General features: G+C 67.5%; 20 protein-coding genes. 12 read left to right on the top strand and 8 right to left on the bottom strand.

Features of this window, described 5'->3' with window-relative positions; all coding sequences use genetic code 11:
- Positions 1-68 precede the first annotated feature (68 nt).
- Positions 69-1,487 carry a PLP-dependent aminotransferase family protein gene (locus tag HTY53_RS12880; RefSeq protein WP_174106918.1) on the bottom strand — a complete coding sequence of 473 codons (1,419 nt, stop codon included), beginning with the start codon at positions 1,485-1,487 and terminating at the stop codon, positions 69-71.
- Between the two features lie 347 nt (positions 1,488-1,834).
- Here HTY53_RS12880 and HTY53_RS12875 point away from each other — a divergent pair, with 347 nt between their 5' ends.
- Both HTY53_RS12875 and HTY53_RS12870 read left to right on the top strand, forming a co-directional pair.
- Entirely contained in the window at positions 1,835-2,590 is a 756-nt protein-coding gene (locus tag HTY53_RS12875; protein ID WP_438820957.1) for an NADPH-dependent F420 reductase, read from the top strand.
- Between the two features lie 180 nt (positions 2,591-2,770).
- Positions 2,771-3,025: a hypothetical protein gene (locus tag HTY53_RS12870; protein ID WP_174106917.1), complete on the top strand. Its 255-nt coding sequence runs from the start codon at positions 2,771-2,773 to the stop codon at positions 3,023-3,025.
- Between the two features lie 48 nt (positions 3,026-3,073).
- On the opposite strand, the gene HTY53_RS12865 is transcribed toward HTY53_RS12870, so the two are convergent.
- Both HTY53_RS12865 and HTY53_RS12860 read right to left on the bottom strand, forming a co-directional pair.
- Complete coding sequence (locus HTY53_RS12865) at positions 3,074-4,057, bottom strand: Bug family tripartite tricarboxylate transporter substrate binding protein (protein WP_174106916.1); 984 nt, start codon at positions 4,055-4,057, stop codon at positions 3,074-3,076.
- A 14-nt stretch (positions 4,058-4,071) separates the two neighbouring features.
- Entirely contained in the window at positions 4,072-5,382 is a 1,311-nt protein-coding gene (locus HTY53_RS12860; protein WP_368040988.1) for an amidase, read from the bottom strand.
- Positions 5,383-5,476: 94 nt separating this feature from the next.
- Between HTY53_RS12860 and HTY53_RS12855 the strand changes: the two genes are divergently transcribed.
- The 6 genes from HTY53_RS12855 to HTY53_RS12830 all read left to right on the top strand — a co-directional run bounded on the left by HTY53_RS12855 (position 5,477) and on the right by HTY53_RS12830 (position 11,754).
- Entirely contained in the window at positions 5,477-6,379 is a 903-nt protein-coding gene (locus HTY53_RS12855) for a LysR family transcriptional regulator (protein WP_174106915.1), read from the top strand.
- 91 nt (positions 6,380-6,470) lie between these two features.
- Positions 6,471-7,292 (top strand): DUF3348 domain-containing protein, encoded by an 822-nt coding sequence (locus tag HTY53_RS12850; RefSeq protein ID WP_174106914.1) that lies wholly within the window; start codon positions 6,471-6,473, stop codon positions 7,290-7,292.
- A gap of 10 nt (positions 7,293-7,302) precedes the next feature.
- The gene (locus HTY53_RS12845; RefSeq protein ID WP_174106913.1) at positions 7,303-9,582 is read left to right on the top strand and encodes a DUF802 domain-containing protein; all 2,280 of its coding nucleotides are present in this window, start codon (positions 7,303-7,305) and stop codon (positions 9,580-9,582) included.
- A complete protein-coding gene (locus tag HTY53_RS12840; RefSeq protein ID WP_174106912.1) occupies positions 9,579-10,226 on the top strand; it encodes an OmpA family protein in 648 nt (215 codons plus the stop codon). Before HTY53_RS12845 ends, HTY53_RS12840 begins: the two co-directional genes overlap by 4 nt.
- On the top strand, positions 10,219-10,911 hold the full coding sequence (locus HTY53_RS12835) for a DUF2894 domain-containing protein (protein ID WP_174106911.1): 693 nt from the start codon (positions 10,219-10,221) through the stop codon (positions 10,909-10,911). The genes HTY53_RS12840 and HTY53_RS12835 overlap by 8 nt, the downstream gene beginning before the upstream one ends.
- An 81-nt stretch (positions 10,912-10,992) precedes the next feature.
- Positions 10,993-11,754, top strand: coding sequence for a hypothetical protein (locus HTY53_RS12830; RefSeq protein ID WP_174106910.1), 762 nt, complete (start codon positions 10,993-10,995; stop codon positions 11,752-11,754).
- Between the two features lie 33 nt (positions 11,755-11,787).
- On the opposite strand, the gene HTY53_RS12825 is transcribed toward HTY53_RS12830, so the two are convergent.
- The 3 genes from HTY53_RS12825 to HTY53_RS12815 form a co-directional block, all read right to left on the bottom strand.
- Complete coding sequence (locus tag HTY53_RS12825; protein WP_174106909.1) at positions 11,788-14,106, bottom strand: glycosyl hydrolase family 28-related protein; 2,319 nt, start codon at positions 14,104-14,106, stop codon at positions 11,788-11,790.
- A 245-nt stretch (positions 14,107-14,351) separates the two neighbouring features.
- Entirely contained in the window at positions 14,352-15,350 is a 999-nt protein-coding gene (locus tag HTY53_RS12820; protein ID WP_174106908.1) for a Bug family tripartite tricarboxylate transporter substrate binding protein, read from the bottom strand.
- A gap of 52 nt (positions 15,351-15,402) precedes the next feature.
- Complete coding sequence (locus tag HTY53_RS12815) at positions 15,403-16,563, bottom strand: M20 family metallopeptidase (protein ID WP_174106907.1); 1,161 nt, start codon at positions 16,561-16,563, stop codon at positions 15,403-15,405.
- 150 nt (positions 16,564-16,713) lie between these two features.
- On the opposite strand from HTY53_RS12815, the gene HTY53_RS12810 reads away from it, so the two are divergent.
- From HTY53_RS12810 to HTY53_RS12800, 3 genes are all read left to right on the top strand, one after another.
- On the top strand, positions 16,714-17,622 hold the full coding sequence (locus HTY53_RS12810) for a MurR/RpiR family transcriptional regulator (RefSeq protein WP_174106906.1): 909 nt from the start codon (positions 16,714-16,716) through the stop codon (positions 17,620-17,622).
- Between the two features lie 186 nt (positions 17,623-17,808).
- Positions 17,809-18,996, top strand: coding sequence for a DJ-1/PfpI family protein (locus HTY53_RS12805; RefSeq protein ID WP_438820956.1), 1,188 nt, complete (start codon positions 17,809-17,811; stop codon positions 18,994-18,996).
- 19 nt (positions 18,997-19,015) lie between these two features.
- The gene (locus tag HTY53_RS12800) at positions 19,016-19,438 is read left to right on the top strand and encodes a VOC family protein (RefSeq protein WP_064573579.1); all 423 of its coding nucleotides are present in this window, start codon (positions 19,016-19,018) and stop codon (positions 19,436-19,438) included.
- A gap of 110 nt (positions 19,439-19,548) precedes the next feature.
- On the opposite strand, the gene HTY53_RS12795 is transcribed toward HTY53_RS12800, so the two are convergent.
- Positions 19,549-21,090 (bottom strand): phospholipase D family protein, encoded by a 1,542-nt coding sequence (locus HTY53_RS12795; protein WP_174106904.1) that lies wholly within the window; start codon positions 21,088-21,090, stop codon positions 19,549-19,551.
- A gap of 235 nt (positions 21,091-21,325) precedes the next feature.
- Here HTY53_RS12795 and HTY53_RS12790 point away from each other — a divergent pair, with 235 nt between their 5' ends.
- Positions 21,326-22,009, top strand: a complete 684-nt coding sequence (locus HTY53_RS12790; protein ID WP_174106903.1) for a hypothetical protein — start codon at positions 21,326-21,328, stop codon at positions 22,007-22,009.
- Positions 22,010-22,049: 40 nt separating this feature from the next.
- On the opposite strand, the gene HTY53_RS12785 is transcribed toward HTY53_RS12790, so the two are convergent.
- The gene (locus tag HTY53_RS12785) at positions 22,050-24,167 is read right to left on the bottom strand and encodes a TonB-dependent receptor (protein WP_174106902.1); all 2,118 of its coding nucleotides are present in this window, start codon (positions 24,165-24,167) and stop codon (positions 22,050-22,052) included.
- Positions 24,168-24,290: the final 123 nt, after the last annotated feature.

Genomic DNA, 24,290 nt, shown 5'->3' with positions numbered 1-24,290 from the left:
CAGTACCAAGATCTGACGAAATGCAGGCACCATCGGGCCGAGGCGCACGATACCGCCGCGGCCGGGGCTCAGCGCATGTCGGCCAGCAGCGCCATCAACGTGTCGCAGGCCGGCGCCAGACGGGCCTCGCTCAGATTGGTGATGCCCAGCAACAGGCCGCGCTCGTGCTGCTGCGGGTGCGCATACCACCGCGACACGGGCGAGGGCGCCATACCCCGGCGCACCGCTTCGGCGGCGATCGCGCGGTCGTCGCAGCCGGACGGCAGACGAAGCCGCACCGCCAGCCCGCCCATCGCGTCGATGTCGGCGTGCGGGCCGAGGCGGGCCAGCAGCGCATCGCGCCGCTGTGCGTACAGGGCCTTCATATGACGCAGATGGCGCAGATAGTGGCCCTCGGCCATGAACTCGGCGAAGGCAAGTTGTGTGGCCAGATTCGGCGCGGGGGCCAGGCAGCCCGCGACCTCGGCGAAGCGTTCCGCCAGCGCCAGCGGCGCCACCACGAAGCCCAGCCCCAACGACGGACTCATGGTCTTGCTGAAGGTCCCGATATGGATCACGCGGCCATGCCGATCGCCGGCCGCCAGTGCCGGCGTCACGCGCCCTTGCAATTGCAGTTCGCTCAGATAGTCGTCCTCGACGATCCATGCCTGCGCGCGGACGGCCCAGCGCAGCAGCGCCTGGCGCCGTGCCGGCGACATTGGCACGCCGGTCGGTGCCTGCTGGCCGGGCGTGACGACCGCGAGCGCGGCGTCCGGCGCCAGTGCGAGGCCGCGTTCCGCGTCGATTCCGTGCGCGTCGACCGGTATTGGCACCGCGCGAACCCCGGCCAGCTCCAGGCCGCTGCGCGTGACCATATAGCCGGGCTCTTCGATCCATGCGGTGCGGCCGGCGAGCTGCAGCGCCGTCAGCGTCAGCCCCAGTCCGCCGCGATAGCCCGCGGTCAGGATGATCTGATCCGGCGCGCAATGGATGCCGCGTGCGATCGCCAGATAGCTGGCCAGCTGCGCGCGCAGCGTCGCCGCGCCGCGCGGATCGGGATAGGTGACCGGCGACATCGCGCCGGTGCGCAGCGCACGCGCGCGCAGCCGCGACCACAGCTTGGCCGGAAACGCGTCCTGCGCGGGCACACCCATCTCGAACGGCAACGGCGGGGCGGAAAAGTCGTGCAGGATGCCGCTCAGCGGAGCGTTCAGTGCCGGCGTCGGCGCCGGCGGCGGCGCTGAATCGACGCGTGCCGGCTGCGCGACCACGCGCGTGCCGGCGGCTCCAGCCGTGACGATCAGCCGCTCGTCGAGCAGCCGCTCGTAGGCGCTGCGGACGGTGCCGCGGCCGACGCCAAGCCGGGCCGCCAGATCACGCCACGATGGCAGCCGTGCGCCGGGCGCCAGCCGTCCATCGCGGATCGCCACGCGCAGATTGCTGGCGATCTGGGCGCTCAGGGGTTCCGATGACGATCGGTCGAGGCTGACATCGAGGCGTGGGTCCATGCGAGGGAATGGATCGGTGTTTCGCTCGGTGCCGGGCCGCATCGCGACGGGCCGGCTCGGGACAGGCATTCTAAGCCCCAGCCATCGTGGGGCCGACATGATGGGGCGACATGGTGGGGGGACATGGAGAGCGGCGGCGTTTTGGCCTAGAGTGGCGACAGTGGCCGCGCCGAGGGCTTCGTACGCGCCGCTCTCCCTGCATCGCTTCCTGCACCGCCTGCCGTTCGGAGGACATCGCCATGGACCGTCCGTTGTTGCGTCGGCTGCCGCGCCTGTTGCCGATCTTGCTGCCCTTGCATCGAATCCCTGCCCGCCGGCTCGATCCGCGTCGCCGCCGGCTGCTGACGATGGCTGGCGGCGCGATGCTGCTGCCCGCGGCATGGCCTGGGCTGGCCTCGGCGCAATCGCCATCCCCATCGCCACAACAGTCCGTGCCCCGGCCATCTGGCAGCAAGCCGATGCAGATCGGCGTGATCGGTAGCGGCCGGATTGGCGGCACCGTCGGCGGGCTATGGGTCAAGGCTGGCTATCCGGTCTTGTTCTCGTCGCGGCATCCGGAGCAGCTGAAGCCGCTGGTCGACGGACTAGGTCCGCTCGCCCGGGCAGGCACCGTGGCAGAGGCGGTCGCTTTCGGCGACGTGCTGTTCGTTGCCGTGCCCTACGGCGCGCTGCCCGAGATCGGCAAGGAGCATGGGCGCGCAATGGCCGGCAAGGTGGTGCTGGACGCCACCAACGCCTATCGCCATCGCGATGGCGCCGCCGGCGAGGAGGCGCTGGCCAATGGCATCGGTGCGACCACGGCAAAATACCTGCCCGGCACGCGCATCGTGCGCGCCTTCAATTTCACCAGCGCCAACGACTTCGCGACCCGCCACCATCAGGAGCCGCGGATCGCGATACCGATCGCGGGCGACGACCGGGTTGCGCTCGACACTGCCTCCGACCTGGTGCGGGCCGCCGGCTTCGAGCCCGTCGTCGTCGGTCCGTTGAAGATCGCCGACAGCTTCGCGCCCGGCGGGCCGCTGTTCCGCCAGGTCGGCAGCGCCGAGGACCTGCGGCAGAAGGCGAGGGCCGCAGTGCCGGCGGAGCCTGCCGGGCGCTAGCGCTCGGCCATCAGAGCCGATACCGGGACGCTGACGATCCCACCGGCGGACCTGTCCGATTGCGCACGGTGACCGTTGCAAGCAGGTGGATCCGTGCCGCGCGACGATAGAATGCCTGCACGCCGGACCGGTCCGTCTCAACGGCCAGATTTCCGGCGACACCGACCAGGGAGGATGACGATGAGCGCCCCAATTCCCCAGCACCCCGACGAGCGCCGCCTCGGCGCCTGCGTTTATCTGCTGCACATGCTGCTGCAGCGCGCGGAACAGCAGCAGCCCGGCATGCTCGATGCGCTGATGCGCGGTGTCGCGGCGGACCGGGACGGCGCGCAAGCGCAGGGGCTGGCCGATCCACGCACCGCCGGCGTCTTCGACGAAGCGCTGCGCATGCTCGAACTGGCGAACGACCAGCTCAAGGCGCAAACCCGTCCGTAGCGGTCACCGGCCTGCACCGCCGGCGACGCCCACGCCCGCGCCGCCCGCTCAGTCCACCGCGGCGCCGGACCGCTCGACGATCTGCTTCCATTGCGCGAATTCCTTCTGCTGCCGCGCTGCAAGCTGCTCGGGGCCATCGCGCAGCACGGTCACGCCCAATTGCTGAAAGCGCTGCTGCAAGGCCGGCGATGCCAGCGCGCTTTTGATCGCGGCATGCAGCTTGTCGACCACCGGCTGCGGCGTCCCGCGCGGCGCGTAGAAGGCGACCCACAGGTCCCCGCTGAAGCCCGGGATCTGCTCGGCGATTGCCGGTACGTCGGGCAGCAGCGGGGCACGCGTCGCGCTGCTGACGCCGATGGCCCGCAGCTTGCCGGCCTTCACCGCCTCCACCGCGGAAGGCAGGCTGGCGAACAGCATCGGCACCTGATTGCCCATCACGTCCGTCATCGCCGGCGCGACACCCTTGTAGGGGATGTGCTGCATCTTGAGGCCGCCTTTCTCGTTCATCATCTCGCCCAGCAGATGATTCAGCGTGCCGCTGCCGGCGGAGGCATAACGGTACTTGTCTGGATTCGCCTTCACTTCGGCCAGGAAGCCCTTCAGGTCCCTGGCGGGAAACGACGGATGGACGCACAGCACGTTGGGCACCACCCCGACCGCAGCGATCGGCACGAAGTCCTTGATCGGATCGAAGCCCGGCTTCTTGTAGACCCACGGCACGATCAGCTGATTGCTGTTGGCGGTGAACAGCAGGTTGTAGCCGTCTGCCGCTTCCCGCCTGGCTGCTTGCGTGCCCACCACGCCGCCGGCGCCCGCCTTGTTGTTGACCACCAGGGGCTGACCCAGCGTGCCGCCGAGCTGCTCCGCCATGATGCGCGCAACGATGTCAACGGTGCCACCCGGCGCCGTAGGCACGGTGATGGCGATGGGGCGCTCCGGATAGGCGGCAAGCGCGGCGGGTGCTGCAACGGTCAGCGCGGCGGTCGCCAGCAGGGCGACATGGCCGGCCAGTTTTCGGATGGCATGGATCATGGTCGAGGTCTCCGTCAAGGTAGGGAAGCGTCAGCGTGATGGTTGGTATGCAGCGCGGTGCCGCGCCGGTCGATCGCCGCATGCAGGCCGCGGGCCCAGGCCAATAGTTGCCGGTCGGCGCCAGGCCGGGCCACCACCAGCAGGCCGAGCGGCAACCCTGCGGCATCGACGGTCACGGGCAGATGCAGGCAGGGCCAGCCCAGCACTGACCAGGCCTTGTTGAAGCCGGAATTGCCGGTGTGCGAGAGGCCGGCCGGTGCCGGACCCAGTGCGCTGCTGGTCAGTACCAGGTCGATGTCGCCGAAGCCATGCTCCCAGCTATCGCGCGCGGATTCCTGCAGGCGTCGCGCCTGCGCATGATCGGCATCGGACAGCGACAGGCCGCGGCGGATCGTGTCGCGCAGCGCCGGGCTCAGCAGCGCGCCACAAGCGGTTGCGATGGGCGCCAGTCGGCGCGCCATCTCATAGGCCACCAGCACGCCGTGCGCGTCCAGCAGCTGCGCCGACGATGGCGGCGGGGCAACGGCCGGCACTGCATGGCCTCGTTCGAGCAGGTCGCGACGCGCCTGCTCGAGAACGTTGGCGGCTTCCCGTTCGAGCCGATATCCGGGCGGCTCGGGCAGGAAGCCGATGCGCAATGCACATCGGCGCTCGACATCAGCGGTCGCGTCGGCCGTGTCGTCGCCGCCCGGCAGCAGCACGGCACCAACGCGCCCGGCGGTATCCACGGTGTCGGCATGCCAGCCGATCACGTCCAAGGAGGGGCACATCACGCGCATGCCGCGGCGCGACAGCATGCCGTAAGTCGGCTTGAAACCCACCACCCCACAGAACGCAGCGGGCCGGATCATTGACCCGCCGGTTTGCGTGCCAAGCGCAAACGGAACCATGCCGGCCGCGACCGCCGCCGCCGATCCGCTCGACGAGCCGCCCGGCGTGTGGCCGGGATTGGCCGGATTGCTTGTCGGCCCGGGTGTCACATGGGCGAACTCCGCAGTCACCGTCTTGCCGATCGGCACGGCGCCTGCCGCGCGCAGGCGCGCCACGCAATCGGCGTCGGCCGGCGCAGGGTCGTCCGGACTGGCGGGCGAGCCGCACCGTGTCGGCATGCCGGCAACGTCGAGCACGTCCTTGACGCCGAAGGGCAGGCCTTGCAGCGGGCCGGACCGCAAGCCGGCGTCGCGAAGCGCGGCATCGCCGGCCAGCCGAACCCAGGCATGCAAGGCGCGATCCTGCTCGGCCACGCGGCGGACCCAGCGCGACAGATCGTCGGCGTCGACGAGGGCAGGGAAGGGAGAAACGGGCGGAACGGAATAGCGATTCACGATGGGACACCAAAAAAGATGCCCCAATGCTAGTTACACTACTGTGTATCGTCCAATTCCAAATCCAGCCTGAATTATGACCAGCAGCGACATAATGTTTCTCGACGACCGATTGCTGGCCTGCTTCTGCGCGGCGGCCGAGGAACTGCATTTCGGCCGTGCCGCCGCGCGCCTGTTCATGAGTCAGCCGCCGTTCAGCCAGCAGATCAAGCGCCTCGAGGCCATGGTCGGCGCGCCGCTGTTCGTGCGTACCACGCGGTCGGTCCGGCTGACGCCGGCCGGCGAGGTCATGTACCAGCACGCCCGCACCATCGCGGGGCAGACTCGCGTGATGCTGCGCGCGGTGCGGCAGGCGGCCGAAGGCGAGGGCGGCTCCCTGGTGGTCGGCATCGCGCCGACCGCCGCATATTCGCCCGTCGCCGAGGCGCTGTACCGTTATCGCGTGGCGCATCCGCAGGTTACCCTGGACCTGCGCGAGATGAACTCGGTGACGATGGAGGCGATGCTGCGCGCGCAGACGATCGATGTCGCGGTGATGCGGCCGATGTCGATGGATCCGGAGTTCGATCGCGTGGAGGTCTTCCGCGAACCGATGATGCTGGCGCTGCGGCGGGACCATCCATGGGCCGGCCGCCGCCGCGTCAGCGTCGGCGAGGCGGCGACGTTGCCGCTGATCGGCTATTCGCAGCAGGCGTCGCCGTACTTCCGCGGCATGCTGCAGGCGATGTTCGCGGACGCGGGCAAGTCGCCGCGCTTCGTGCAGGACAGCGTGATACCGACGGTGCTGACGCTGGTCGAGATCGGCGTCGGCGCCGCCATCGTGCCGCGCTCGCTGTCGCGCCTGCGCAGCGAGTCGCTCGCCTTCGTGCCGCTGCAGGACCCGTCCCATGCGATGGCCACCATCGTGGTCGCGAGCCTGCACGGGCGTGCCAATCCGGCCGTCGATCATTTCCGCGCCGCGCTGCGCCAGGCGGACCGCCGGCCGGCCCGTGAATGAGCGAGGGACGATGCTCGCGGCCGGCTTGCCCGCGGCGCGTCCGAAACGCCGCCCCGGCAGTGTAAACTGCGGGGTTTTTCACTCAGGCGCTATGTTGCAAGTGCCCCCGAACGCAGGCCCCGGCGGACAGACGCTGATCCGGCTGCTTGCGCACCTGACCGAAGCCCAGGCCCCCGAATCGGCCCCATCGCTGTCGGGCCAGTTGAGCCAATGGCTGGGCTGGACCGACGCGATCGCGTTGTCGTCGGCGCTCAACGGCAATCCGCCGGCCGTACCCACGGCCGGCGCGCGTGCGGCCGTCAGCGACGAAGCCGGCGACAGCGCGCGGGTGCGGGCGATGCTCGCCGACGCCATCCGCGACGACCGGGCCTCGGCCAGGGGGCGGCGCAGTCCGGTCCGGCCCTTGCCGCAGGAGGCGCTCGATGCGTCGGCCGACTTCGCGATCTATCGCCAGCGCTATCAGACGCTGCAGCAGCGCATGGAGACCGCCATCGGCGATCTGCGCAGCCGCCTGCGCGCGGCGCTGGCCCGGCGTCCCGGCCAGGGCAGGCTGGCCATGCTCGATACGGTGATGGAACGTGTGATGGGCGCGCGCGAGCAGGCGTTGCTGGCGAACGTCCCGACCCTGCTCGAGGCGCACTACCAGCGGCTGCGGCGGGCGGAGGAAAGCGCGCTGGCCCAGGCCGCGAGCGTCAACACCGCCAATACCGACAATACGGCCGACGCCGCCGGAACCGCCCACACCACCGAAAGGCCCGAGCCGGCCGGCGTGGCGGCGACTGTCACGCCCGGCGCATGGCGCCGCGTGTTCCGCCGCGATATGGAAGACCTGCTGCTGGCCGAACTGGACTTGCGTTTCCAACCCGTCGAGGGATTGGTCGCGGCCCTTGGGGCCAATCGATCCGGCAGCTAACCAGAACATCATGACCCGATTTCCTATTCAACTTGTTGTGTTCCTGGCCGGCCTGCTGGCCGTCTGCTGGATCGGTGCCGGCTATGCGGGCTCGAATGCGCTGGCGTTCGCCGTGACGCTGCTGATCGGCGGCTTCTATGTCGGGGGCGCCTACGAGCTGCAACGCTATCGCCGCGCAACGGCGAGCCTGACGCAGGCTGTCGGCGGCCTGTCGGAGACGCCGGCGAGCCTCGGCCCCTGGCTCGATCGCATCGATCCGGGCCTGCGCCAGGCCGTCCGGCTGCGCGTCGAAGGCGAACGCGTCGCCTTGCCGGGACCCGCGCTCACCTCGTATTTCGTCGGCCTGCTGGTGCTGCTCGGCATGCTGGGCACCTTTCTGGGCATGGTCGCCACGCTGAAGGGCACCGGCCTGGCGCTGGAAACCGCGACCGATCTGCAGGCGATCCGCGCCTCGCTGGCCGCGCCGGTCAAGGGCCTGGGCTTCGCCTTCGGCACCTCGGTAGCGGGCGTGGCGACCTCGGCCATGCTGGGGCTGCTGTCGGCGCTGTGCCGGCGCGAGCGGATCGAGGCGGCGCAGGCGCTGGACGTCCATATCGCGACGACCTTGCGCGTCCACTCGCGCGTCCATCAGCGGGAGCAGGCGTTCAAGCTGATGCAGCGCCAGGCCGAGACGATGCCGGTACTGGTCGACCGGCTGAACGCGATGATGGCCGCGATGGAGCAGCAGAGCCAGGCGCTGACAGAACGGCTCGCCGCCAGCCAGGACGCGTTCCACGGCAAGACCGAAGCGGTCTACACGCGCCTGGCAGCATCCGTCGAGCAATCGCTGAAGGACGGCGTCGCCCAGAGCGCGCGTGCCGCCAGCGCGGCGATCCAGCCGGCGGTGGAAGCCACCATGAGCGGCCTGGCGCGCGAGGCTGCCGGTCTGCGCGAGACCGTCACCGAGTCGATGCGGCAGCAACTGGAAGCCCTGGCGTCCCGCTTCGATGCCACCACCACGCAGGTGGCCGGCCTCTGGAACGAGGCGCTGACCGAGCATCGGAGCGCCAGCGCGGTACTGGCCAGCGATCTGCGCAAGACGCTGGACGGTTTCGCCGCCAACTTCGAGCAGCGCTCGACCGGCCTGCTGGAACAGGTCGCCCAGCGCATGGACACCGCGGCAGCGGATACCTCGGCGCGCTGGAAGGAGGCGCTGTCGGAGCACGAACGCACGGTGGGCGTGATCGCGGCCGGGAACCAGCACGCGCTCGCGACCGCGGCCAGCGCTTTCGAACAGAATGCCGGCGCGCTGCTGACCACGGTCGCGCAGGCGCAGGCCGAGCTGCGCGCGCAGCTGGCCGCGCAGGACGAACAACGTCTGGCCAACTGGGGCGCGACGCTGTCCAGCCACGAACGCGCCATCGGGGCGATCGCCACCGAGAACCAGCAGGCGCTGGCGACCGCGGCCGGCGCCTTCGAACGGAATGCCGGCGCGCTGCTGACCGCGGTCGCACAGGCGCAGGCCGAACTGCGCGCGCAACTGGCCGCGCAGGACGAACAGCGGCTCGCCAACTGGAGCGCGACGCTGGACGGCATCGCCGCCGGACTGCGCCAGCAATGGGAACAGACTGGTGCAGACATCGCGAGCCGGCAGCAACAGATCTGCGAAACGCTGGAGCGCACCGCACAGGAAATCACCGCCCAGACGCAGGCCCAGGCCAGCGCCACCATTGCAGAGGTCGCGCAGCTGGCGCAGGTCGCCGGCGAAGCGCCCCGCGTGGCGGCGGACGCCATCGCCGAACTGCGGCGCAAGCTCTCCGATGAAATGGCGCGCGACAACGCGATGCTCGAGGAGCGCACGCGCCTGATGGAGAGCCTGTCCACGCTGCTCGACAGCGTCAATCGGGCCTCCACCTCGCAACGCGAGGCGATCGATGCGCTGGTCGGCACCAGCGCCGAACTGCTGGTGCGCATCGGCTCGCGCTTCACCGACAAGGTGGAGGCGCAGACCGGCAAGCTGACCGACGTCGCGGCGCAGGTCACCGGCAGCGCGGTCGAGGTCGCCAGCCTGGGCGAAGCGTTCGGCGCGGCGGTGCAGCTGTTCAGCGAGTCCAACGACAAGCTGGTCGCACACCTGCAGCGCATCGAGTCCGCGCTCGACAAGTCGATGGCCCGCAGCGACGAACAGCTGGCCTACTACGTGGCGCAGGCCCGCGAAGTGGTCGACCTGAGCATGCGTTCGCAGAAGCAGATCCTCGAAGACCTGCAGCAGGTCGCCGGCCAACGGGCACCGAACGCAGAGGCGGCATGAGAGAGGAGATCGACGCCGGCGTCGAGCCGACCGTACCGACATGGGCCGTCTTCGGCGACCTGATGTCGGTGGTGCTCGGCGCCTTCGTGCTGATTCTGCTTGGCGTGATCGGCATCCAGCTCGAACTCGCCTCGCGCCTGGACAACGAGGTCAAGCAGCGCCAGCAGGAAATGCATCGCCGCGAAAGCCTGGAAAAGGCGCTGGCCGGGCCGCTGGCGGCGGGGCGCGTGACGCTGGTCAACGGGCGCATCGGCATCAGCGGCAGCGTGCTGTTCGAACTGAACTCGGCCGAATTGCAGCCGGAAGGCCAGGAGGTGCTCAAGAGCCTGGCCGCACCCTTGAAGACCTACCTGCGCAATCGAGACGAGATCCTGATGGTCAGCGGCTTCACCGACGACCGCCAGGTGCGCGACGGCAATCGCCAGTTCGCGGACAACTGGGAGCTGTCGGCCCAGCGCGCACTGACCGTGACCCGCGCGCTGATCGATGCCGGCGTGCCGGCGTCGCTGGTCTTTTCCGCGGCGTTCGGCTCGCAGCAGCCGGTTGCCTCCAACAAGGACGCCCAGGGCCGCGCGCGCAATCGCCGCGTCGAGATCGCGCCGATCCCGCGCGTGTCGATGGGAACAGGGAAGTCCGGTGGCTAGCCTCGGCATCGACGACATGCTCGCGCGGATCGCGGCATGGCGCGACAGCGGCGCCGATCGGGCGGACCCGGTCCACTTTCGCCTGCTCGAGGCACTGGCCCGCCGTGTACCGGCCCACAGCGGCGAGGCGCGGCGCCGGCTCGAGGACAAGTTGAGCGGTCTCGTACAAGACTATCAGGCCGTGCTGGATCGCGCGGCAGGCAAGTCGGCCCAGCCAGAGCAGGTGCCGGCGCAAAACCGGCGCGCGGCCGGTCCTCTGGCGGCATTGGTGCGCGAACTCCGAGGCGACGCCGATAAGCAGGACCCGAACACGGCAGCAGGCGCCAGCGCGCCCCGGCACCCGCCTGAGCCCGACCCGGAGCTGGTCGATTATGTCCGTCGGACCTGGACCCGACTCAGCGCCGACCGCGCCTGGCGGCAGTCGCTCGAACGCGTGCCGGAAAACGCCGGACCGCTGAACTCGAACCACCTGATCCACCGCGCGCTGTCGGCAATGCGCGAGCTGTCGCCCGGCTATCTGCAGCACTTGTTGTCCTATGTCGATACGCTGTCGCGGCTGGAGCGCTTGCAGGGGGACAGTGCGGCCGACACCAGGGGCCCACCGCCGGCCAATGGGCCGGCCAAGGCTGTGCGCGGCAAGACGCGCCCATCGCGCGCCAGGCCAGCGACGCAGCCGAAAGATTAGGGCGCCGCACGGCTCGCTCGCCAGCGTTGGAGCAGAGCCGATGTGCTAGGCTCCCGCACTTTGCCCTTGAAGCTTTTGCCAATGCAGCCCTCGCTCGCCGCCTTTCGTGCCGCGCTTGCCAGTTTCGTCAGTTCGAGCGCGCTGAGGCTTGCCCTCGGCCCGGTCGTGGTGCTGCTGATTGCCGGTGCGCTCTATGTGGGCTTGCCGCTGGTCATGCTGATGACCGGTGTCGTGCCGCCGTGGCTCCAGGCGCTGTACGGCGGCGCGGGCGGGGTCGCCCAGACACTGCTGGTGGTGCTGTACCAGTTGGGGCTGATCCTGCTGGTAGCGCTATGGACGATGCCGGGCGCCATGGCGCAGATCGACCGCAACTACCCGGGGGCGACTCGGTCCCCGGAGGCCATGCCGGGCCTGCGCGGCGCGATGGCGAACAACATCGGCACCTATATCGTGCTGTGTGCGCTGATTCAGTTTCTGGGCAACTTTCCGCTGCTGTACGCGGCGGCCAACCTCGCTGCGCAGGCCTGGCTGGCAATGCGCTTGCTGCCATACGTCGCGCTGCGCCGGCGCGCGTCGGCCAGCGAATTTGCGGCGCTGACGAAACAGTGGCGGCTGCCGTTTGCCGGCGTCGCCTTGGCCGGCATCGTCCTCAGCGGCCTGATCGCCGCGGCCATCTCCGGCGCGATCGCATTCCTGATGCCCGGACCGGCAGCCTTTGCCGGCGTCACCATCGGCCGCGTGCTAGGGATGCTGTTTCTCGTTTATTGGTTCGCACACTTGTCGCTGGGGGCGCTGACCGCGATGCGCACGCAAGCGGCCGGCACCACCGCGGCGCAGCCGTAAGCAAGGCGTTCGCCGAGGGCAGGGCGCCCGCGCTCAAGGCCGGTTGTTCCGGATCATCGCCCCCGGCGGCCCGCTCGACCCGCCGAACCACGGCTCGACCCGCGCCTGGTTCTGTTCGACCAGAATCGAGTAATTGTCCTTGAAGCTGTTCGGGAAAAAGATCATGCCGGGACTGGCGACCCGATTGCCCCGAACCAGAATGCCGGACAGTGTCGCCCCCGGCATGCCTTGCACCGCCAGCCCGCGCGTGACGTTGCGCGCGGCCGTGCGCATCACGAAGACCGGGTCGCCATCCTCGGCGACGGTGTTATCGAGGCAATCGATATTGAAGGTCGGCAGATAGGTGTTGTCGCCATACGGCCCATAGGCCGCGATGGCGATGCCGTCGCCGGCGTTCATGTTGTAGTTGTGGTCGATCACGCTGTCGAACACGCCACCGAAGAACAGGATCGAATTCAGCGCACGGCCATGCATGTTGCGGAACTCGTTATGGCTGACGGTGATGCGCAGATAGCCCGTGGTGATGTTGACCACAGAGGACGAATCGGGCACCACATCCCATGGCGCCGCCAATTCCATCATGCGGCCCTTGATCGATTTCAGATGCCGGTACTGGCCGACTCCGGTGCCGGCGACGATCGACATCACGACGTTTTCCGGATTGCTGGTGCCGACCATGTCCCAGTTCGGATCGCGCGCCAGCGTCACCGAACTGGCCGAGCTGGCGGCGAGCCTGCCCAGATACGCGCCGCCGCCGCCGTCCGTCGTGAAGAACTGGTTGGTCGGCGTGTAGGTCATGTTGCGGAACAGGTTGTAGCCGAGATAGAAGTTGCGCGTGGCGTTGGCCGTGGTGCCGCTGATCATCGGGCGGCTCGCGCCGATCACCACGCCCTCGTTGATTTCGTCCTGGGCGCCGAACAGGTTCTTGGTCACGACGACGTTCTGGCTGTTGGCGATGCCGTAATCGCCCTTGGTCGCCCGGTTGCCGATGATCAGCACGCCGTCGCCGTAGTCGATCGACATCGTCTTGCGCGAGCTCAACGTCGAATTGACGATGCGCAGGTCCGGGCCGGCAATCTTGATCAGCTGCGCGCCTTGCGCGCCGTTGGTGTAGTCGGCCGACACGACGAAATTGACGCGCTGGATCAGGATATGGCCGTTCGCGCGCGGGTCGCTGCCCAGATCGGCGGCCCGCAGCATCGTTTCGCGATGCGGCGCGCGCAGCGTCAGCGAGGCGATGCCGAAATGGCTCTCGCCCGTGATCCATGACGCGGGGGTGGCCGCCGCGCTGTTCGCCTTGCCAAGCAGGGTGGTTGTGTCCTCCGACTCGCCGGCCAGATACTGATAGCGACGCAAGACGATCGTCCTCGAGATCGCGAACTGCCCGGCCGGCAGCTTGAAGACGGTGCGCACGCCATTGCTGCGGTTCTTGTCGAGACAGCTTTGCAGCACGACGGCGTTGTCGGTGACACCATCGCCCGTCAGTCCGGGGCACGACACCACGGCAGGCGGCTTTGGCGCGGGTTGGATGCGGATCGGCACCGGCAGCGCGGCGGTCAGGTCCTTGTGCTGTGAGCCGATCCAGACGTGGTAGGAACCGGGCGCCATGCCGGCGGGCACGCCCGCCACCAACGCCGTATCGTCCGCGTGCTCGACGGCCAGCGGATAAAGCCGGTTGTCGGCCGATTGCAGATAGGCCTCCTTGCTGCCGTTGAAGTTCTTGCCGAACAGCCGCAGCTTGCCGCCGGCCTCGGCGCCGCAATTGACCAGTTCATGCGCCGGCGCCTCCAGACTGGAATCGGTATCGGGCGTGCCGAGAATCCACTGGATCTCCGGCCGATTGACGATGCCTTCCAGCGCCGGCACCGCGCGGTCCTGGTCCTCGATGCGGTAGGCGTAGGGACCGTATTTCAGATTGACCGGGATGGTGAAGGTCAAACCCGTCGAACTCAGATTGACCGCCGGCACCGTGATCGCGCTGGCACGGACCGCGGTGCGCCAGTCGGTCATCCCGGGTGTCAGGGCGACCAGACGCACGGTCTTGCGGTTCGCGGTAAACGCGCCGCTCATCAACACGCTCTGGCCCGGCCGGTTTTCTCGGGAGATCCAGAAAATGGCGTTCTTCTCGTAAACCGGATCGCTGTCCGGCCGCATCCGGTTGACGTCGACGAACACCGCCCGCTTGCCGCTGCCGGTGTCGCCGTTCCTGCCGATCATCGGATTGGTACAACCGGTCAGCGTGCCGGCTTCGGTGATCGGCGAGACCGTCGTGCCCGGCGCGACGGCGGGCGCCGAAGCCGCGCGGGGCTCGGCGCCACTTGCCACCGCTTGCCAGCACCCGAGCAGCGCCAAGGCGGCTGTCCACACGTGGTGTCGCATCCGAAACGCTGGCTTCATGAGTCCCCCGGTTCTGCCTTTCCATGGCCACTCGCTATTGAAGCCAGATCATCAAGGCGAGGACGGTGCGAAACGACACACAGGCCGCCGGGCCAAGTCCGGTAATAGGGCTGATGCGAGATATCGGCATCGTCGTTTGACCACGATGCTGTGGCACACGACGACATACGGACATCGGCCCGTTTCCGGGCCGATTGCAATTACTCCGCCGAAATCTTCGCCCGCTTGACCACCTCGCCGTAACGCTGCAGCCGGTCGGCCATCATGCGCTCGAAGGCGGCCGGCGCCATGTCTTCCGGCGGCACCACGCCGCGCGAGCGCAGGGCGGCCTGCATGGCGGGATCGCTGGCGGCCTTGCGCACCGCCTGGTAGATCTTCTGCACCACCGGCTGCGGCGTGCCGGCAGGGGCCGCGATGCCGGTCCACGAGCTCAGGTTCAGTTCCGGATGGCCCAGTTCGGCGAGCGTCGGCACGTCGGGCAGCTGCTCGAGCCGCTGCTCGGAGGCCACTGCCAGCGCGCGGACTTTGCCGTCCTTGACGTGCGGCAGCATGATGACCAGGTTGTCGAGAATGAACTGCACCTCGTTGCTCAGCACCGCGGTGATCAGCTGCGAGCCGCCGCGGTAGGGGATGTGGGTGGCAACGGCACCGGTGCTGGCCTTGAACATTTCGACGTTCAGCTGCCCCATGCTGCCGACACCGCCGCTGCCGTAGTCCAGCTTGCCCGGGTTCTTCTTCGAATAGGCGACGAACTCGGCGAACGTGCGCACCGGCAGGCTGGAATGCACGACCAGCGCGTTGGGCTGACGGCCCAGGATCGCGATGTTCTCGAAGTCCTTGATCGGGTCGTAGCCGATCCGCGGCTGGGTCAGCGGATTGGCCAGATGGCTGCTCTGGGACGAGACGACCAGCGTATAGCCGTCAGGCTTGCTGCGGGCCACCGCCTGGGTCGCGACCGAGCCGCCCGCGCCGGGACGATTGTCGACGACCACGGGCACGCCGAGAATGCGCGACAGCGGCTCCGAATACTGGCGCGCCATGATGTCTACCGATCCGCCGGGCGGGAAGGGGACCACCAGCGTAATCGGACGCGAGGGCCAGGTTTCCTGCGCCACGGCGCCAAGCGGCACGGCGGCGGCAATGGCGGCGGCGCTCAGGCCGAAAACGAAACGGCGGCGGGAGAAGGGCAGATTCTGCATGATCAGAAAGGCAGGATGGTTTTGTGAATTGGCTCGAAGGCGGGCCTGCCGCTCATCGGAGTCCGAGAACGGCAAGCGCCAGAGCCTGGGCCCGTGGCACGAAGGTGGAGAGTTCGCAGTATTCGCGCTCGGTGTGCGGATGGCCGCCGACCGGGCCGGTGCCGCACAGCGTCGGCGTGCCGGCCGAGCTGGTCAGGCCGCTGTCGGCCGCGCCGCCGGTGAACTCGCCGTCGACGGTGAAGCCGACACGTTCGGCACTGCGCTGATACAGCGACAGCAGGAACGCGGGCGTCGTCGCCATCGGCATCGTGCGGCGCATGTCGGTGATGCGGCCGCGCGTGCGCGGGATCGACTCGGCTTCGATGATGTCGCGGATGCGCCCGTAAAGCGCGTCCATATCGGTTTCCGCGGTGAACCGCACATCGAGCTGTGCCTTGGCATGCGGCGCCACCATGTTCGGCACGATGCCGCCCTGCACGCAACCGACATTGGTGGTGACGCCGGAGGATGGGTCGGTCAGCGCATGCAGTTCGAGAACCTTGCGCGCCAGCGCATCGATCGCGCTCGCGCCATGGGCGTGGTTGATGCCGGAGTGCGCGGCCACACCCTCGACCTCGAACTTGACCACCATCGAACCCTTGCGACCCGTCACCAGGTTGCCGCTGACGCGGCCCGGCTCGGCGTTGAACACGGCGCGAACTTCACGGGCAACCGCCATGATCCGCTCGCGGGTCGCCGGCGAACCGATCTCCTCGTCGCACGAGAAGAACAGCCGCACCGGCGGCGCCTGGCGGCCCAGCCGCGCCAGCGCCTCGGCAACGAACACATTGAGCACCAGGCCGGATTTCATGTCGGCGACGCCGGGACCATAGGCGCGTCCGTCCTCTACGCGGAAGGGCCGCCTGGCCGCGGTGCCTTCGGGATAGACCGTATCCATATGCCCCATCAGCAGGACCGGCAGGCCCTCGCCGGAGCCGGACACCTGCGCATCGAGGCAGACGCCGTATCCGGGCACCGCATGGAAATGCACGGCAATGCCGGCCGCTTCCAGATGCGCGCGCAGCGCCTCGGCCACGGCCTGCACGCCGGCTTCATGGCGGCTGCCGCTGTCGATGTCGACAATCTTCTGCAGCAAGTCCTGCATCGCCTGTTGCTGGCCTTGCAGCCAGTCCAGCAGGGCCTGTTCGCCCTGGGCTACTTCTCTATCCTGCATGGGGTTCCTGTTCGCGGCCGGGGAACGGTACGCGATGAAAGGCGTGATGAAACGCGTTGTGCAACGTGCGTGAATGGGCCGGGTAACAGGCGATGAAACGATCGTTGCAATGGTGATATCATCATGCAATACGCATTGCATGGTGTCAATATGACGAATTCCCGCAAGGAGACCGCCGATCATGGCGCCACGCTGCTGGACCGGCTGGCGCGCGAGGCGGCCACGCTGACCGCGCGCGAGCGCGAACTGGCCGATGCATTGACGCGCGGCTATCCGCACGTGCTGCTCGAATCGGCGACCGCGCTGGCGGGGCAGCACGGCACCAGCGCGTCGACCGTGGTGCGGTTGTTCGCCAAGCTCGGCTATGCCAGCTATGCCGACGCCCAGCGCGAAGCGCGGGCGAGCGTGACTGCCGCGCTGCCGACCGCGGGTCAGCGCGCACCAGCGCTGATCGGCGGCAAGCGAACCTTGCGGGCGTGCCTCGACGACGCGTTGATGCATGACCAGCACAACCTGACGGCCACGCACGAATCGCTCGACATCGCCGCGTTCGAAGCGATCGCGCGGCTGCTGGCCGGAGGAAAAGGGCGCCTGTACATCCTGGCGCAGAAGAACAGCGCACCGGTCAGCGCCTGGCTGGCGCTGCATCTGAACATGTGCCGGCCCAATGTGCAGGAGCTCGGGGCCGGCGCGGTGACGGCCACCGACGCCATGCTGTGGGTCCAGCCCGAAGACGTGCTGCTGACCTTCAGCGTCCGGCGCTATTCGAGCGCGCCGGTCAGCATCGCCCGTGCTTTCCGCGAACGGGGCGCCCGCGTCGTCGCGATCTGCGACAGCCCGGCCGCGCCGCTGGTGCCGCTGTCCGATCACCATCTGCTGGTACGCACCGCCAACGCATCGCCATTCGATTCGTACACCGCCGCGTTTTTCTTGTGCAATGCACTGGTATCCGCCGTCGCGCAGTTACGCCAGCCTGCCGTGATCGAGGCGCTGCAGCGGCGCGATGCGCTGTGGCAGGCGTTCGAGACCGACCCGGTGGAAGGATTGCGAAAGGGGTAGGGCGCGATGGCGCAACGGCTACCGTCTGCCGACGCGCCATGCCGGCATCGGCCGATCTCGCCCAATGTGGACACTTTGGCGTGGCTTGGCGTCGGGATTCCCTCCGCCTAAGCTAGTGGTCTGGCTCAAGCCAAGGAGGAGACCACGACGATGAACCGGTGGAACCGGCTGAACCCGCTGAACCTGCTGAACCTACGTCTGGCAGCATGGATCGCGCTCGGTATCGCGGCCGTCGCGCTGGCCGCCGGCGCGGCGTGGCTGCTGTCCCTGCCGCCCGCCACCGCTCCCGCTGAACCGCCGGCGATCGCCGAAGCGGAGCGGACAGCCACGCTGGCCGCTCTGAAGCCCCAGAAGCGGCCGCGCCCGGTGATTGCCATCGTCGGCATCAATGACGCGACCGAGACCACCGACTATCTGATGCCCTACGGCATCCTGCGCCGCGCCGACATCGGGGAGGTGACTGCCTTGGCGACGCAGCCGGGGCCGGTCAAGCTCTATCCCGTGCTGCAGGTCGAGCCGGACGCGACGATCGCGCAGTTCGACGCACAGCATCCCCAGGGCGCCGACTACGTGCTGGTGCCGGCGATGAGCCGCGACGACGATCCGGCCGTGCTGCAATGGATCCGCAGCCAGGCGGCCAAAGGCGCAACGGTCATCGGCATCTGCGCCGGCGCCAAGGTCGTGGCCGCGGCTGGGCTGCTCGACGGCAAGCGCGCCACCACCCATTGGTACTACCTGGAAGACTTGCTCGACAAGCATCCGACCGTGCGCTACGTTGCCGACCGGCGCATCGTCGTCGATGGCCGTGTCGCCACGACCACCGGCATTTCCGCGTCGATGCCAATGACGTTGACGCTGATCGAAGCCGTGGCGGGCCGCGACAGGGCACAGGCCGTGGCCCGCGACCTGGGCCTGCCGCATTGGGATGCGCGCCACGACAGCGATGCCTTCACCTTTACGCGCCCATTCGCCTTGACGGCGATCGGCAATACGATGGCGTTCTGGAATCGCGAGCGGCTGGGCATCGCGCTACGGCCTGGCGTCGACGAGGTGTCGCTGGCGCTGGTGGCCGACGCGTGGTCGCGGACATACCGTTCGCAGGCCGTATCGTTCGCCCAGCGGGCGGGGCCGATCCAGACGAGAAACGGCATTCGCCTGGTGCCCGAGCACGTCGGCACGGACTGGGATCGAGGCCGGACCATAGCGCTCGCCGCGGAATCGCAGCCGGCGCGGGCGCTGGACGAGGCGCTGAACGGCATCGGCCAGCGCTATGGCGCGCGAACCGAATCCCTGGTCGCGATGCAGCTCGAATATCCCCGCGAGAATCCAGGCGGACATCAGCAACCCGAGGCGCGCACGCGCCCCCTGCAGTAAAACCAACGGAGGAGACACGATGGCAAAGATGATTTTCCTGAACCTGCCGGTCCGCGATCTCGCCGCGGCGACGCGGTTCTACGAGGCGATCGGCTGCGTCAAGAACGAGCAGTTCAGCGACCACCAGACGTCGTCGATGGTGTGGTCGGACACCATCACGTTCCATCTGATGACGCACGCCTATTACGGGACCTTCACCAGCAAGCCGATCGCCGATGGGCGCGAAACCAGCGCCATGCTGATCGCGCTGACAATCGACAATCGCGAGGATGTGGACGCCATCGTCGAGGCCGCGAAATCGGCTGGCGGCCGCGCGGACATTCGTGAACCGCAGGACATGGGGTTCATGTATCTGCGCACGTTTGAAGACCCGGACGGCCATCTGTTCGAGCCGGTATGGATGAATCCGGACGCGATGATGGGCGAGCAGGGCGCGCAATAGGGCAGTAGCGCAACAGCGCAATAGCCCATTGGCGCAATGCGGCGGCCGCTCGCAGGGATTCCCGCCGTAGCGGCCTTGCACGCTACCGTCAGTGCTCGCCTATCACACCGTCATAACATCCAGTCGATCGGCAACCACGACAGCCCGCGGATCCAGACGCGCTCCAGCCAGCTGGTGTTGGGCTCGGTATCGTGGCGAATCGTGTCGTTGCCGCGCCGTTCCAGCCAGTACAGGCTGCCGTTGTCGGACAGCCGGACCTCGTAGGCGTTCTGCGGGACGCTGGTGCCAAACGCCGATTCAATGCGGCCCGCCAGCGTGGGGTTCTCGATCACGAAGCCCAGTTCGGTATTCAGATTCGCCGAGCGGGGATCGAAGTTCAGCGAGCCGACAAAGACACGCTGCGCGTCCACGGCGAACGTCTTCGCGTGCAGGCTCGCGCCGGAGCTGCCGAACGGTCCGGCGCGCTCCTCTGGCCTGGTCGGCGGCGTGGTATCGGCCTTGTCCGCCGGCGCCGCAATCTCGCGCTTCAACTCGAACAACTGCACGCCGGATTCCAGCAACGCACGGCGCCATTTGACATAGCCGGAGTGCACTACCTTGACGTCCGTCGCCTCGGCCGCATTGGTCAGCACGCGCACATTGACCCCCTTGGCCGCCAGGTTCGCGAAGGCGTTGGCGCCGGACTTGGTCGGAACGAAGTAGGGGGATACCAGATCGAGTTCCCGCGCCGGCACGCCGATGGTCTCCATCAGCTGGTGCCCGATCAGCGCATGGCGCGGCGCCTTGCCCAGGACCTTGGCGGGATCGTCGCTGACAATCCGCGTCTTTGCCCACTCGAACGCCAAGGTGCCATCGAGGATGCGGCGGTATGCCGGCATCGCCTTCAGGGCGTTCATGTAGGCCTCGGCGGCCGGGTCGCGCCGCGCGACGGCCGCCTCCCGGGTCAGCTGCTCGAGCCTGTCCGGAGCGACAGGTGGCACGATCGCATTGACCGGATAGGCACTGGCGCTGGCCCAGTAGCGATCGAACTCCCGTTCGACATCGGCCGCAATCGGCCCAACGGCCAGCACATCCAGGTCGGAAAACAGCACGCCATCGGTGGCGCCGAAATATTCGTCGCCGACGTTGCGACCGCCAACGATGGTGGCCTGCGCATCCACGGTGAACGATTTATTGTGCATGCGCCGGTTCAGGCGAGGAAAGTCGGTCAGATAGCCGATGAATTTCGGCGACCGCACCACGAATGGATTGAAGAGGCGGACCTCGATGTTGGGATGGGCATCCAGCGCGGACAGGATCTCGTCCAGCCCCGAAATACCGTTGTCGTCCAGCAGCAGACGCACCCGCACGCCGCGCTGGGCCGCTTCATGCAGCGCATCGAGCAGCAGCGTGCCCGTGGTGTCGCGGCGCCAGATGTAGTACTGCACGTCCAGCGTGCGCTCGGCCATCCGGGCGCCATGGACCCGCGCGGCGAAGGCCTCGCGCGGATCGGCCAGTGCGTGAATGCCCGATAGACCCGGGCGCTGGGACAGGGCCGGCGCCAAGGCACGCCCGAGTGCGGTAGCGCGGGACTGCTCTGGTGTCAGTGCGTGGGAAGGCGTCCGGTCCTCGAGCGGTGGCAGGGCGCATCCGCCGAGCAGCAGCGTTGCCATGGCGGGAACGGCGATGAAGCACAAAGGCGCAAGGACACGATCAAACAGGGAAGCCATGAGGGACGCGATTCCGATGGACTGAGACTAGGCGATACGGTCGATAGTGCCACGCGCATGGTTCCCGCCAGCCTCGGCCCCATGGTCTCCGCATGGGAGGGGCCAGGCCCATCTGCGGTAGGTTTTTTCTTCCGCGCCCAAGCATTATGATGCCGTATCGCCATTGCAATACTTTGCTATGCAGCCACCGTCCTTACGAGACAATGCCGATTCTCAAAGCGTACAAGGCGATGCGCCTATCTCCATCGACGCTGGAGCCGGCAGCGCCGATGCGGTCGTGAGCAGAGAAAAATCAGATGGCGATGATTATTTGGACATAGTCCTTTGTTTCCTGTTCTCTGCCATCTTCTGGGTCGCATTGGCCACGATTGATCCTTATCCGATGGACGCGGACTCAAGCTGGTTCTGGATCCTGCTTCGCCTCCCGCTTGGCTTTGGCATCGCTCTTTTGGCCGTGATCGGACTGATGATCGTCTTGAGCCTTTGCGGCATTCAAAGCAAGTCCAATGGATCGACAATAGACATGATTGCCGGGATGCTTCCGATTTATTTCGTCGTCGTCATCGCCTTTGCAGGTCACCATCTAGTAGACGTCTACAATGCCAGCTGGGCTGCCCCCATAACGGCCAAGGCACGGTTGATCAAGACCAGTACCTCCATCTCCAAGCAGGGGCGTCACCGGACAAACTCATGGACCTTCGAGATTGTCGATGGCCCGGCAAAAGGCCTGGAGTTCGACACGACTGAGTCGGCCTCTTCCTGGGGCCGCGTCCGCCCGCCCGGCTTCAACGAGGACGAGTACAGAGCCGTGATCCGCCATAGCTGGATGGGCACTTCGATTGTGGAATTGGTCCGGTATTAGGCTCGGCGTTCCGACGGACCGGCTGCAACCGTACGACGACTCAGAACCGGTGATTGACCGTTAATTCGACCCGCCGTCCTGCCCCCTGCAGCCACTGCGTGGGGTTGTAGTAAGCCGTCGCGACATAGTGCCGGTCGAACACATTGAAGCCGCGCAGCGACAGCGTGGTGTTCTTGCGGGGCCGCCATTGCAGCAGCAGATCCGTGGTGGTGTAGGTCGGCATTTCCAGCGTATTGGCTCGGTCGGCAAAACGGCGGCCGACATAGCGGATGCCGGCGCCTGCTGTCCATTCCGGCAAGAAGCGCCAGGTCAGCCAGGCATTGGCCAGCCGCTCGGGCACGTCGGTCGGCACGTTGCCGGCCCGTGAGACCGCCGTGCCATTCACCGATTCCGTGAAGTCGTCATAGCGTGCCTGCAGCAGCGCCGCATTGGCATCGAGCCGCCAGCCGGGCAGGAATTCGACGCCGACGCTGGCCTCGATTCCACGCGACGATTGTTCGCCGACCTGTACGCTTTGCGCGGGATTGGCTGCGTCGCGGGTGACCAGCTTCTTTTTGACGATGTGATAAGCCGCGACAGTCCATTCCCCTTTGCCGTTCCAGAAGTCCTGCTTGACGCCGGCTTCGATCTGGCGGCCGGTGGACAGGTCGAAATTGCTGTTGGAGGACGACAGCATCAGCAGCGCGCTGACGGGATCGGCGGCTTCCGAGTATTGCGCGTAGAGCGCGAGATTCGGCGTCAGGTTGTAGACCGTTCCGGCGCGCCAGCCGACGTGCGAAAAGGTCCTGTCGAACGCCTCGCGATGGGCCATCAGATCGTGGCGTTCGATCCTCGCATGGTCATAGCGCAAACCGCCCAACACCGACCAGCGCGGCGTGATTTCGAGCCGATTCTCGGCAAACAAGGCGTACTGGACCGCCTCGTTGCTGTAGCGCGGCGCTGTGCCGGCCACGTTGATGAACTGGCCGCGCTCGAACGTGTAGGGATCGACGACGGTGCTGCCGGAGTAGGGGGAATTGTTGGTATGGCGAAACGATGCCCGATTGATGTCGAAGCCGACCGACAGGCTGTTGTTCATGCCGAACAGCGCATGGCGATAGACCACGTCGGTCGTATTGCCGACCTGCCACTGGTCATGAAGGATCTCGACATAGGACGAGCGCTGGATCAGGCCGCTCGCCGGCAGATAGTCGTAGTACTCGGCATTGCGCCAATGGCGTTTGCTGTCGATGTAGTAGGCCCGCGAGCGAACCGTCAGATCGGCGCTCGGCGTCCACCGCGCCGACAGTTCGGTCCACTGGTCGTCGTACTGGATGCGGCTGTCGCTGACGTTGTAGTTTCGCGTTCGCAAGGACGGGTCCTGGCGTCCATTGACCAGCGGCACGCCGAAGTAGCGGGCCGGCTGCTGCCAGCCCTTGGCGTAACTCAGCTTGAGCGCAAGCTCGGGCGTCGGATCCCATTGCAGCGCGCCCGACACCGACAGATTGCGCGAATCCCCGAAATCCACCGACCCATCGGTGCGATTGCCGCTGACATCGAAGCGATATGACCAGCGTTCGTCGATGGCGCCGCCGCTGCCGAAGGCCAGCCACTGGGTGTTGTCCGTGCCAATCGTGGCCTGGACTTCGTTCTCGATTGGCCCGCGCGTCGGTTTTTTCGGCACCACGTTGACGACGCCGCCGATCGCTCCCTCGCCATAGATCACCGAGGCAGGACCGCGCAGCACCTCGATGCGTTCCACCGACCAGGTGTCGAACGGATAGGTGACACCGATGCCGCCGTATTGGCGCACGCCATCGTAGAGCCGCATGACCGAAGCCGCATCGGTAAAGCCGCGCGCGGATAGCGAAGCGCCGCCATTGCCGGGATGGCCAAGCCCGGACAGCCCCGGGGCGCGGGTAATGGCATCGACCAGCGACACATCGCCTCGGATCTCGAGCTGATCGCGGGCGATGACGTCCACGCTGGCCGGCGTCTGCATCGGCGTCAGGCCGAGATTCGAGCCGGTGGAAGCCGGTTCGTCCAGCGTGGTCTGGCCGGCGGCATGGACGGTGACCGGTGCCAGTTCGTGGACCTCGGGCGATGGGTCGGCGGCTTGCGCGGACAGGCAAACGGCGGCAGCGGCTAGCGCCACCTCGCGTGGAAGAAATCGGGCCATGGGCAAATGGATGTGTCGGCGGAAAAGGCGCGCGACCAAGAGAGGGCGGTTGTTTTTTTGCTGCCCGATTCTATTTGCCACGCCTTTAGCGGTACATGCGACACCATGCCGCAGGACCCGCGC

Source organism: Cupriavidus gilardii, from assembly GCF_013314895.1.
Lineage (GTDB): Bacteria > Pseudomonadota > Gammaproteobacteria > Burkholderiales > Burkholderiaceae > Cupriavidus > Cupriavidus gilardii_C.
The sequence above is the reverse complement of the archived record's forward strand: the minus strand, read 5'-3'. Positions and strand labels throughout refer to the sequence as shown.